Source organism: Heliomicrobium sulfidophilum, from assembly GCF_057715735.1.
On record NZ_JBVTZZ010000005.1, the window covers coordinates 1,855,742 to 1,868,131 of the forward strand.

Annotated in this window: 8 protein-coding genes; 7 read left to right on the top strand and 1 reads right to left on the bottom strand. The window is 60.3% G+C overall.

The window, feature by feature from the left end:
- Positions 1-299 precede the first annotated feature (299 nt).
- From gap to AC0CW1_RS14475, 6 genes are all read left to right on the top strand, one after another.
- On the top strand, positions 300-1,325 hold the full coding sequence (gene gap, locus AC0CW1_RS14450; protein WP_488183707.1) for a type I glyceraldehyde-3-phosphate dehydrogenase: 1,026 nt from the start codon (positions 300-302) through the stop codon (positions 1,323-1,325).
- A 2-nt stretch (positions 1,326-1,327) separates the two neighbouring features.
- The gene (locus AC0CW1_RS14455; protein WP_488183708.1) at positions 1,328-2,512 is read left to right on the top strand and encodes a phosphoglycerate kinase; all 1,185 of its coding nucleotides are present in this window, start codon (positions 1,328-1,330) and stop codon (positions 2,510-2,512) included.
- Between the two features lie 93 nt (positions 2,513-2,605).
- Positions 2,606-3,358: a triose-phosphate isomerase gene (gene tpiA / locus AC0CW1_RS14460; RefSeq protein WP_488183709.1), complete on the top strand. Its 753-nt coding sequence runs from the start codon at positions 2,606-2,608 to the stop codon at positions 3,356-3,358.
- A gap of 159 nt (positions 3,359-3,517) precedes the next feature.
- Positions 3,518-4,834, top strand: coding sequence for a phosphopyruvate hydratase (gene eno / locus AC0CW1_RS14465; protein WP_488183710.1), 1,317 nt, complete (start codon positions 3,518-3,520; stop codon positions 4,832-4,834).
- 155 nt (positions 4,835-4,989) lie between these two features.
- Positions 4,990-6,684 carry a phosphate/phosphite/phosphonate ABC transporter substrate-binding protein gene (gene phnD / locus AC0CW1_RS14470; protein WP_488183711.1) on the top strand — a complete coding sequence of 565 codons (1,695 nt, stop codon included), beginning with the start codon at positions 4,990-4,992 and terminating at the stop codon, positions 6,682-6,684.
- A 131-nt stretch (positions 6,685-6,815) separates the two neighbouring features.
- Complete coding sequence (locus AC0CW1_RS14475; RefSeq protein WP_488183712.1) at positions 6,816-8,255, top strand: aldehyde dehydrogenase family protein; 1,440 nt, start codon at positions 6,816-6,818, stop codon at positions 8,253-8,255.
- Between the two features lie 134 nt (positions 8,256-8,389).
- On the opposite strand, the gene AC0CW1_RS14480 is transcribed toward AC0CW1_RS14475, so the two are convergent.
- Positions 8,390-11,467: a PAS domain-containing hybrid sensor histidine kinase/response regulator gene (locus tag AC0CW1_RS14480; protein WP_488183713.1), complete on the bottom strand. Its 3,078-nt coding sequence runs from the start codon at positions 11,465-11,467 to the stop codon at positions 8,390-8,392.
- A gap of 236 nt (positions 11,468-11,703) precedes the next feature.
- Between AC0CW1_RS14480 and AC0CW1_RS14485 the strand changes: the two genes are divergently transcribed.
- A complete protein-coding gene (locus AC0CW1_RS14485; RefSeq protein ID WP_488183714.1) occupies positions 11,704-12,363 on the top strand; it encodes an HAD family hydrolase in 660 nt (219 codons plus the stop codon).
- Positions 12,364-12,390: the final 27 nt, after the last annotated feature.

The following is a 12,390-nucleotide window of genomic DNA, read 5'->3' on the forward strand; positions in this document are numbered from 1 at the left end:
AAGCTGTGCGAGGTTGGCGAGGGTGTCAAGTTTGTCCGTAGCCGCCTCTAGGGAAACACTCTCTGATAAAAGTTGAGATGCCCGCTCGATGCCTCCTTCTTTCGCACGATTAACTTGACATCAGGCCCCGGAGGTTTTGAGCAGGCCGCTGAATGGATCAAGCGATCCATTCTCCGCGCCTGCTCTCTCTTTCAAAACCTTTTACGAATACAAGCCTGCCCCAGAGAAACCCCTTCGTTGCGAAAGCCTTTTCCTTTTACCCGAATCAAGAATGAACAAAATGATGGAGGAATGCAAAGATGACTACGAAAATTGCCATCAACGGATTTGGCCGGATCGGCCGCAACGTGTTGCGGGCCATGCTGAAGCGGGACATGCTGAAAGCCGGTTCTGACGTGGAGATCGTCGCCCTCAACGACCTGACCAGCCCCGAGACGCTGGCCCACCTGCTCCAGTACGACTCTATCCATGGCGAACTGCCCTATGAAGTGACCGTTTCCGAAAAAGCGATCACCGTCAACGGCGTCGAGATCAAGGTCTGCGCCGAAACAGACCCCGCCAAATTGCCCTGGAAAGAGCTCGGCGTCGACATCGTCGTCGAATCGACGGGCCGCTTCACCAAAGGCCCCGATGCGGCCAAGCACATCCAGGCCGGCGCTAAAAAAGTGATCATCTCGGCCCCTGGCAAAGACATCGACGCCACCATCGTCATGGGCGTCAACGACCATACATACGACGCCGCCAACCACCACGTCGTCTCCAACGCCTCCTGCACGACCAACTGCCTGGCCCCCTTCGCCAAGGTGCTCCATGAGCAGTTCGGCATCGTCCGCGGCCTGATGACGACGGTCCACGCCTACACGAATGACCAGCGCATCCTCGACCTGCCCCACAGCGACCTGCGCCGCGCCCGCGCCGCCGGCCAGTCGATCATTCCCACCACGACCGGCGCCGCCAAGGCCGTCGCCCTCGTCCTGCCCGAATTGAAAGGCAAGCTGAATGGCTTCGCCATGCGCGTGCCCACCCCCAACGTCTCCGTCGTCGACCTGGTGGCTGAACTGGAAAAACCGGCCACCGAAGAAGCCATCAACAGCGCCCTGAAGGCCGCCGCCGAAGGCCCCCTGAAAGGCATCCTGGCCTTCTGTGAAAAGCCCCTCGTCTCCCGCGACTTCAACGGCAATCCCCATTCCTCCATCGTCGACGCCCCCTCCACGATGGTCCTCGACGGCAAGATGGCCAAAGTCGTCGCCTGGTATGACAACGAGTGGGGCTACTCCAACCGTGTCGTCGACCTGGCCCTGCTGATGGCCGCAAAGGGGCTGTAAGCATGGAGAAGATCTCCCTTCGCGACATCGAGGTGCGGGGCAAGCGCGTCCTCGTCCGGGAAGACCTGAACGTCCCCCTCAAAAACGGTGTCATCACCGATGACACGCGCATTCGCATGACCTTGCCGACGCTGCAGCACCTGATCGATGGGGGGGCGCGGGTGATCGTCGCCTCCCACCTGGGACGCCCGAAAGGCCAGGCTGTCGACGAGTTCCGCCTTACCCCCGTGGCCAAGCGCCTGGCCGAGCTCCTCGGCAAACCGGTCGCCAAGGTGGACGACTCCATCGGTCCGGAAGTCCAGGCCGCCGTGGATGCCATGCAAGAGGGCGATGTGCTCCTCTTAGAAAACGTCCGCTTTTACAAGGAAGAAGAAAAGAACGAAAAGGCCTACGCCAAAGCGCTGGCCGATTTGGCCGACATCTACGTCAACGACGCCTTCGGCACCTCCCACCGCGCCCACGCCTCCACCGCTGGCGTCGCCGACTTCCTGCCTGCCGTCGCCGGTTTTCTCATGGAAAAAGAGCTCGCCATGCTCGGCAAGGCCGTCACCAACCCCGAGCGGCCCTTCGTCGCCGTCATCGGCGGCGCCAAGGTCTCTGACAAGATCGGCGTCATCGAGAATCTCTTGAACAAGGTGGACAGCCTGATCATCGGCGGCGGCATGGCCAACACCTTCCTGAGCGCCCTCGGCTATGAGACAGGCAAGTCCCTCGTCGAGGCCGACAAGGTGAACCTAGCCGGCGAACTGATCCTGCGCGCCAAGGCGCAGAAGGTGAACCTGCTGCTGCCCACCGATGTCGTCGTCGCCCAGGCCTTCGCGGCCGGCGCGCCCCAGAAGACGGTCGGTGTCAACGCCATTGAGCCCGGCTGGATGGCCCTCGACATTGGCCCCGAGACGGCCAAACTCTACGCCGACGTGGTCAAAGAGGCGGCCACGGTGCTGTGGAACGGCCCCATGGGCGTCTTCGAGATCGACGACTTCGCCAAGGGAACGGAAGCCGTAGCCCGAGCCATGGCCGAGTGCCGCGGCACGACCGTCATCGGCGGCGGTGACTCGGTGGCGGCCGTCAACAAAGTGGGAGTGGCGGATCGGATGAGCCACATCTCGACTGGCGGCGGGGCCTCCCTGGAATTCCTCGAAGGCAAGACCCTGCCTGGTGTGGCCGTTCTGCGGGACAAACAATAGCGAAAACGAACAGAAAAAAGCGCCTCTATGTCTGGAAAAATGCGATCACCAATCATTTTGGATTTCCATACAGAAGGGAAGCGAAGCACCGAAATGCGAAGACCCATCATCGCTGGCAACTGGAAGATGCACAAGACCATCGCCGAGGCTGTTCAACTGGCCGAGGCATTAAAAGGGCAGCAGGGGGAAATCCGGGCGGAGATCGTCCTCTGCCCGCCCTTCACCGCCCTGGCCGCCGTGGCGGCCATCATCAAAGACAGCCCCATCGCCCTCGGCGCCCAGAACATGCACTGGGAAGAGCAGGGCGCCTATACCGGCGAGATCTCGCCGAATATGCTCAAGGACGTCGGCTGCACCTATGTGATCCTCGGCCATTCAGAGCGGCGCCAGTACTTCGGCGAAACCGATGAACTCGTCAACCGCAAAGCGAAGGCCGCCCTGGCCCACGCCTTGACACCCATCGTCTGCGTCGGCGAAACCCTGGCCCAGCGGGAAGCGGGGGAGACGGAAGCCATCGTCGCCACCCAGACCCGCGGCGCTCTGGCCGGACTGACGGCCGAAGCCGTCGCCTCTTTGGTCATCGCCTATGAGCCCGTCTGGGCCATCGGCACCGGAAAAACCGCCTCTGACGACGACGCCCAGCAGGTCATCGCCTTCATCCGCGCCACCGTGGCCGCCGAATTCGGCGACGCGGCAGCAGCGGCAGTCCGCATCCAATATGGCGGCAGCGTCAAGGCTGCCAATGCGGCGAGCCTGCTCTCCCGTCCCGACATCGACGGCGCCCTCGTCGGCGGCGCCAGCCTGAAGGCCGCCGATTTTCAGGGGATCATCGACGGCGCTCGATAAGGATGGTTTAGCACAAGATACGGAATCGCACGTCAACGCTATACGACGAGTGTTACGACGAATGGATAGGACGAGCATTCCCTTGACTCGTGGACGCAACAGCAGTTGACTAGAATAGGGCATCATGGGCGCATCGACGCACGATATGGAGGAAGCAACATGACGATCATCAGCGATATTAAAGCGCGCGAAATCCTCGACTCCCGGGGCAACCCGACTCTGGAAGTGGATGTCTGGCTCATCGACGGCAGCAAAGGCCGCGCCGCCGTTCCCTCAGGCGCCTCGACCGGCGCGTATGAAGCCGTCGAACTCCGCGACGGCGACAAAAGCCGTTACCTGGGCAAAGGCGTCCGCCAGGCCGTCGCCAACGTGAACGACATCATCAAACCGGCCCTGAACCAGATGGACGCCGCCGATCAGGCCGCCCTCGACCAGAAGCTGATCGAACTGGACGGCACGGACAACAAGAGCAAACTGGGCGCCAACGCCATCCTCGGTGTCTCCCTGGCGGCGGCCAAGGCGTCGGCCAACTACTTCGGCCTACCCCTCTACCAGTACGTGGGCGGCATCAACGGCCGAGAACTGCCGGTCCCGATGATGAACATCCTCAACGGCGGCGCCCATGCCGACAACAACGTAGACATTCAGGAGTTCATGGTTCTGCCCGTCGGCGCTTCCAGCTTCGCCGAAGGCCTGCGCATGGGCGCCGAGATCTTCCACAGCCTCAAAGGCGTGCTCAAGGCGAAGGGACTCAACACCGCCGTCGGTGACGAAGGTGGTTTCGCCCCGAACCTGAAGAGCAACGAAGAAGCCCTGGCCGTCATCGTCAACGCCATTGAAAAAGCCGGCTACCGGCCTGGCGAAGACGTCTATCTCGGCCTCGACGTGGCCGCCACCGAGCTCTTCAAAGACGGAAAATATATCCTCGCCGGCGAAGGAGCGACCTGCACGGCCGACGAGATGATCGCCTTCTATCAGGACCTGGCCGCCAAATACCCCATCATCACCATCGAAGACGGCCTGGCCGAAGACGACTGGGAGGGTTGGGCCAAACTCACCCAAGCCCTCGGCAAAAAACTCCAACTCGTCGGCGACGACCTTTTCGTCACCAACACGGAGCGCCTCGCCCGGGGCATCGCCGCCAACGTGGCCAACTCCATCCTGATCAAAGTCAACCAGATCGGCACGCTGACAGAGACCCTCGACGCCATCGAACTGGCCCGCCGGGCCGGCTACACGGCTGTCGTCTCCCACCGTTCCGGCGAGACAGATGACACCACCATCGCCGACCTGGCTGTGGCCGTCAACGCCGGCCAGATCAAGACCGGCGCCCCCTCCCGGACCGACCGGGTGGCCAAATACAACCAGTTGCTGCGCATCGAAGAGGAACTGGGCGAACGGGCCTGCTACCGCGGTCTCAACGCCTTCTACAACCTCGACTTCACCGATAGCCGCGCCAAACGCATCCTGTACTAATAACGTGTCCATCACACTGCGCCTGTAGAAAAAAACAACACCTGCAGGGCCATGCCATGGCAGTTGCTCTTCATCGCTTAATTCAATGAATGCGGGCAGAAGGGAAGCTATCGGCATGGCTCATTTTTTCTTGTATACCATGGAGGAAGGTTACGATGAAAAAGACAATGTGCCCCCAGCCTCGTGAGGAAGCGAACGTCGACATCCTGCCCTTATCGGAGAAACTGGGACTCGACGCCCACCAGGTCAAATGGACCGTCGGCGAAACGGCGGAAGTGGCCCGCAGCCTCGTCAAGATCACCGAGCGCAACGGCCAGGACCTGCTCGACGGTTCGGCCCGTTTGCAGGAGATGACCGGCGTGGCCCGGCTGCTTGAGGAGCGGGCTCGGAAAGTGGCCGACCTGTCGGCGTCCCGTCTCGAAGAAGCCCGTGAGGGTGAAAAAAGAGTCGCCGAGGCGGAACGCCTCCTGCAACGGATCGCCTCCGATGTGCTTACATATGCTCAGGCGGCCCTCAAATTGCGCGAAGAGTCGGAACAGATCGCCCGCTTTGTCCGGGAAGCCCGTGATATCGCCAAAAAGACGAACCTCCTCGCCCTCAACGCCTCCATCGAAGCCGCCCGCGCCGGCACAGCCGGAAGGGGCTTCGCCGTTGTGGCCGAAGAGATTCGCAAACTAGCTGAAAAAAGCGCCCAGTCAGCCCAGGGGATTCAAAAGGCGGCTGACCAGATCAATCAAGACATCCATATCGTCGCTGCCGGCGCCGATCTCAGTTCCAAACAGTTGAATACCATCACAGAGGATGTCCGGTCCGGCCGGGATGTTCTCTCCCATACAGTCAAGACCTTCGGCGAGATCACCGAACTGAACAAGGAACTCTTCGAGGCCACGGCCCAGCACGCCGAGGGGGCGGAACAACTGGCCGCCATCTTCGTTTCCCTTGGCGACGGCATGCAGGACATCATGTCCCGAGTCCGCGATCAGGAGAAACACCATGGCAAACTGCTTGGTCTGGCGGAAGGGCTCAACAGCAACGTCCATCATCTGCAAAAACAGGCGGCCCGCTTCAAGGGGGAAGACGAACTGGTCATCGGCATCAACCCCGCCTTGAGCCCCGACACCATTCGCCAGCAGTATCTCCCTGTCATCGCCGCCCTCTGCGACAACCTCGGCGTCAAGCCACGCATCCTCATCGCTTCTGACTACAACGCCCTGGCCGACTGCCTCATCGATGAGATCGCCGATGTGGGCTGGTTTTCGCCGCTGGCCTACGTCAACGCGGCTGCGAAGGGAAAGGTCATCCCGCTGGCCACCCCGATCGTCAACGGCCACGCATCCTACAAGGGCTACATCATCGCCCGCAAGGGGAGCGGCATCGCGAACCTTTCCGCGTTAAAAGGCAAGCGGATGGCCTTCGTCGATCCCCAGTCCGCCTCAGGCTACGCCTACCCGCGCCTGTTGCTGCGCCGGGCCGGCCTCAACCCGGACAGGGATCTGGGCGAGATCATCTTCCAGGGGACCCACAGCCGTGTCATCGAAACGGTCCTCAAAGGCGAAGTCGCAGCTGGCGCCACCTATTCCGAGGCCATCGACGACGCCCGCAAGCGCAACCTGCCTGTCAACGACCTGGTCTACCTGGCCGAAACGGAGCCGATCCCCAAAGACTGCATCGCTGCCCGGGGCCGGCTGAACAGCGACCTCGTCGACCGGTTGAAAGCAGGACTGCTGGCCCTCGCCCGCACCGACAAGGGGAGAAAGGTCATGGCCGAATCATCGATCCAGGGGTTCATCGACACGCGCGATGAAAATTACAACATCATCCGGGAAGTCTTGCGCGAAGGCGGGCGGTAGTTGCGCAACACCTTTCAGAAAAACAGAAAAATGTGGTAAAGCAGAGGGGAACGATCCCAAATCTGGACAGCTTCAGTAGGACTTGGTACGATATTTTAAGAAAACCAAGTCTTTGACTGGAGGGAGACCACATGGAAAAGGCGCAACCGATGGGCTTGCTGATCGACGGCGCATGGGTGATGACAGAAGACCTGCTAGAGGTCCGCGATAAATACTCGGGAGAACTGTTGGCCTGTGTCAGCCAGGCCGGTGAGGCTGAAACGGCGTCAGCTGTGACGGCGGCGCGGCGCGCCCTGGCACAGCCGCTGACCGCCCAGCAGCGCTATGGCATCCTGATGAAGACACGGGAACTCCTCCTCGCAAACCAACAGGAGTTGGGCCGTCTCATTGCCGCCGAGGCGGGCAAACCCCTGAAGGACGCCCTGGCCGAGGTGGGGCGGGCTGCCGAGACCATCCGCCTTTCTGCCGAGGAAGCCTTGCGCATTACCGGCGAGACGGTCCCCGTCGAAGCCTTTCCGGGCTCGGAAAACCGGATGGCCTTCACCATCCGCGTGCCTGTCGGCGTCGTCTGCGCCATCAGCCCCTTCAACTACCCTTTGAAGCTGCTCTGCCACAAGGTTGGCCCCGCTATCGCCGCCGGCAACGCCGTGGTGGCCAAACCGGCCTCAACGACCCCCCTGTCTGCCCTCGCCCTTGCCCGGTACATGCAGGAAGCCGGCTTGCCGGCAGGTTGGCTGAACATGGTCATCGGCCCCGGATGGACGGTCGGAGAGTGGCTCTTAGAGAACCAGGGCATCGACTACTACACCTTCACCGGCTCCTATGCCGTCGGAAAAAGGCTCCGTGAGCGGGCGGGACTGCGTAAAGTGACCTTGGAACTGGGCGCCAATTCGGGCACCATCGTACACAAAGACGCCGACCTGGAACTGGCCGCCCGGCAATGCGCCCGCATGGCTTTTGCCAATGCCGGACAGATCTGCATCTCCGTCCAGCGCATCCTTGTCCATGAAAGCATCGCCGACGCCTTTGCCCACGAACTCGTCGCCCGGACGAAAGAACTGATCGTTGGCAACCCCCTCGACATAACCACCGATGTGGGCCCCCTCATCTGCGAACAAGAGGCGGAGCGGGTCATCGACTGGATTGAAGATGCCCTCCGGAGCGGCGCTGTGTTGCTGACAGGCGGAACCCGGCAGGGCGCCCTGGTGCAGCCGACGGTGCTCGCCGACGTGCGTGCAGGGATGCGCGTCTGGTGCCAGGAGATCTTCGGCCCGGTCGTCTGCTTGGCCACCTACAAAACCCTCGATGAAGCCCTCGACCGGATCAACGATTCCGAATATGGCTTGCAGGCTGGCGTATTTACAGGCTCCCTCGACGTGGCTCTCCGCTGCGCCCGCGAGATCCGGGTGGGCGGCGTCATCATCAACGACGTATCCACCTACCGCGCCGACAACATGCCCTACGGCGGCGTCAAACACAGCGGCTCCGGCAAAGAAGGTCCCGCCTACGCCGTCCGGGAGATGACGGAAAGCCGGATCGTCGTCTTCAACCATCGCCCGCCGAAGGAGTAAGAGACGGGTAAGAAAAAAGGGAGTGACCCAATGAGTGTGCGGGTCAGTCCCTTTTTTACTATAAACGATTGAGCGGATTTTGACGTATTTAGACCCCTTTAGGTTGCCGCCCAAGCTGTAAAACCTAGAGGATTCTACGAGACACTTTTATCGGTTCCCGTTTCCTCGTCAGCGCCCAGGCTCAGCCAGCGGGCGAGCATGGCCGTCAACTGTCTCCTGTCGATCGGCTTGCTGATGTAATCGTCCATCCCCGCTTGCAAGCACCGTTCGCGGTCGCCCTGCATGGACAGGGCTGTCATGGCGATGATCGGGATGTGCTGGCCTGTTTCGATCTCACTGTCACGAATGATCTGGGTCGTCTCAAAACCGTTGAGATCGGGAAGCTGACAGTCCATCAGGATGAGGGCGTAACCCTCTTCGCCCAAAGCGTCGATAGCTTCGAGACCGGTGCCGGCGCAGCGGACGGAGAGACCCATTTTTCGCAACAGCGCTGTGATCAGCTTCTGATTGACCGGATTGTCTTCCACTACCAGAATGGACACCTTGCGAAGCGGCGGGAGGGGAGCCGGAAAATCCATATTGGTGGGATGATGAGCCGGATGAGCCGGATGAGCAGGGGGATGGGTGGGATGATGAGCCGGGGAACGAGCGGGATGTACCACAGGCTGAATCACGGGTTGGTTGAGGGGGTGACTGGTGGGATGATTGGTGGGATGATTGGTGGAATGGTTGAAGGGATGCTTGGCAGGATGATCAGCCGAGGGATGAGCTGGGGGATTTGAAAGATGATTCAAGGTGACCTCGGCGGTGTCAACAGGCAAAACCGTGAAGGCGCTTTTGCGCACCGGCAAGGTGAACCAGAAGGTGGAGCCTTCGCCAGGCTTGCTCTGGACGCCGATCTTGCCGCCCATCAGTTCGACGAGGTTCCGGGAGATGGCGAGACCCAAGCCGGTTCCGCCATATTTGCGCGTCATCGACGTGTTTCCCTGGCTGAAGGGTCGGAATAGGCAGTCCCGGATCTCCGGCGAAATGCCGATGCCCGTGTCAGACACCTCGAAGCGGACCGTAGCCAGGGAATCAGTTTCGGAAACTGAGAAGACGCGGATGTCGATGGCGCCCTTGTCGGTAAACTTGACGGCGTTGCTGACGAGATTGAGCAACACCTGCCGTAAACGTCCCGGGTCGCCCTGGAAGAGGAAGCGCGCCTCCTCGGCGATGGACGTGGTGATGGTGAGGCCCTTTTCCTTGGCTTTGCCCCGGAGCAGGCGGGCCACGCCATCGATGACCGATACAGGATCGAAATCGATCGTCTCCAACTCCATCTTGCCGGCTTCCACTTTGGAGTAGTCGAGGATGTCATTGATCACGTTGAGCAGGAGTTCAGCCGATTCCTGCACCGCCTGGGCGTAGTCTAGTTGTTCCGTCGTCAGTCTTGTACCGAGCAGCAGTTCGTTCATGCCGATGATCCCGTTCATGGGGGTCCGGATCTCATGGCTCATCATCGCCAAGAAAGAACTCTTGGCCAAACTGGCCTCTTCAGCGCGGACCTTGGCGAACTGCAACTCTGCGTCGACGGCTTTCTTATCCGTAATGTCCATGAGCATGCCATCGAGACGGCTCACCGTCCCAGCAGTGTCGGTTACCGGGATGACATGACCGCTCACCCAGCGCGCCTCGCCGTCCTTGCGGACGATCCGGAACTCATCCTGAACGGCTTTACCGACAAGCACCCGTTTGGCCATGCGCTTCAAGCGAGACAGGTCGTCGGGGTGGATCGCCTGAATCCAGGCTCCCGGCTGATCGAAAAAGGTCTTCGCCGGCACGCCGAAAAGCCCTTCACAGGCTGGCGAAAGCTGCAAAAGGCGGCTCTGTGACACATCGTAAGACCAGAAGACGATGTTCAGGCTGTTGAAGAGGTTCTTCAACTGCTCTCTCGTTTCCAGCAATTTTTCTTCGATCTTGCGCCGTTCCGTAATATCGGTAAAGGTTGCCACGACCCGGAAAGGAGCGTCTTCGCCCGGACGGTAGAGCGGTTCGGCGTTGACGAGAAGCCAGGACATATCTCCTTTCGGTTTATGAACGCCCATGACCACATTGTGACAGGGCTTCCCGGTCCGCAGCGAGACCATAGCGGGGTGTTCCTCGCCGGGAAAAGGCGAGCCGTCCTCGCGAACGGCTCGCCAGCGCGGGTCGTAAGAGGTCCGTCCCAGCAACTGGTCGGCCGTCAAACCCAGAATGGTCTGCGCCTTTTTGTTAAACGATGCGATCCGCCCATCGCGCTCCTGGACCACCATGCCCTCGGCGATGGCCGAAACAATGGATCGGTAGTGTTCCTCGCTGTCGCGCAAGGCGGCCTCCGCCGTTTTTTGCTTCGTAATATCGAGTGTAGCCCCGCGAAAACCGATCACCGCACCCTTTTCATCGATGACCGGAACGCCATTCGCGCTCAGCCAACGCAGGTCGCCGGTAGCGGTGAGCCGCCGGTATTCCAGGTTACGGACCATCCCGTTATTGACGGCGGCATTCGTGAAACCCTTCCAGAATCGTTCCGCATCGTCAGGATAGACGTATCGCCGGACGGGCTGGCTGATCAGTTCTTCCGGGGTGACACCCAAGATGGAACGGATCTGGGGCGACACATAGGTGTACCGGCCTTCTGCGTCAAGTTCCCAAATAAACTCGTCGAAGGCCCGTTCCACATCGCGAAAACGTTGATCCCTTTCGCGGAGGTCTTTTTCCATCTGCCGGCACTGTTCGAGCAGCGAGCAATACTTTCCAACCAAGCTTCGACAGGTGTTTTTGCTAGATGGCGAACAGGATGGCGAGCAAGTTGGCAGACATTGATCTTCCGATGGCACCGCTTCCAGGGTGAACAGCAATACCTTGTTTTCGTCGTTCAGGGCGATGGAACTCACCTGCGCGCAGAGGGATCGCGACTCTCCCTCCGGTGTCACAATCCGGCCGCAATAGACGGCTGGGACGGCCGGAGGGCCGGACTGCCCGGCAGCCGGATCGGCTGCCTCTTTTGTATCAAAGTGAAAAAAATCCTTGCATTTACGACCGGTGACCCTTTGACTGTCCCATCCGGTCAAGCCTTCGGCGGCAGGATTCAAAAAGCGGATGGTATGGTCGGCGTTTACGACCGCCAAGGGCAAGGGGATCTCCCGGAGGACCGACAGGAGAGTCTCGGAGGCATCCGATGGAATGATCAAGAAGATCACCGCCTTACGGGCAATAGGGTTTGGTCCTGCTGTTCAAGCATGTCTTTTGCAATCGCAATTACATTATACATATTTTCCTTGCCTGGAATAAGAGGGGGACGCGGCGAAAAGGGGAAAAATTGTGAAAAATCTTCGCATCAACCTTTTTCAGGAGGGGAAAAGGGATTCCCGGCCTGAGCCGCCAATAAAAAAAGGAAGCAAGGACATCTTGTAAAGGGAGTGATCTCATGGCATACAAGGCCGTTATTTTTGATCTGGACGGAACCCTGCTCGATACCCTGGCCGATCTAGCCGATTCGATGAACCGTGTGCTCTCCCGCGCCGGTTTTCCCACCCATCCCGTCGATGCCTACCGGTATTTCGTCGGAGACGGTATGGTCACGCTGGTCCAGCGCGTCTTGCCGGAGGACAAACGAGACGACGAGACGCATCGGCGCTGCCTGGCCGGGATGCAAGCGGAATACGGACGGAACTGGGCCGTGAAAACCGGCCCTTACGCCGGGGTGACGGAAATGATCGAAGGTCTGGCGGCCCGGGGCATTCCGATGGCTATTTTATCGAATAAACCCCACGACTGGACCGTCGAGATGACCGATCACTTTTTCCCGCAGCGGCCTTTTGCCATGGTATTCGGCCAGCGTCCGTCCGTTCCGAAAAAGCCTGACCCTGCCGGAGCTCTGGAGATCGCCGCGCGCTTTGGTTTCGCGCCGGCGGACATCCTCTATCTGGGGGATACGAATACAGACATGAGGACGGCGAACGGAGCCGGCATGGCGGCCATCGGCGTCCTTTGGGGCTTCCGTCCGGCCGAAGAGCTGCTGTCCAGCGGGGCCAAGGGGCTGATCAGCCACCCTTCGGAGATCTTCCCACTGATCGATGAACAATAGAGACACAGCGTCGAACCGAATCCAGTT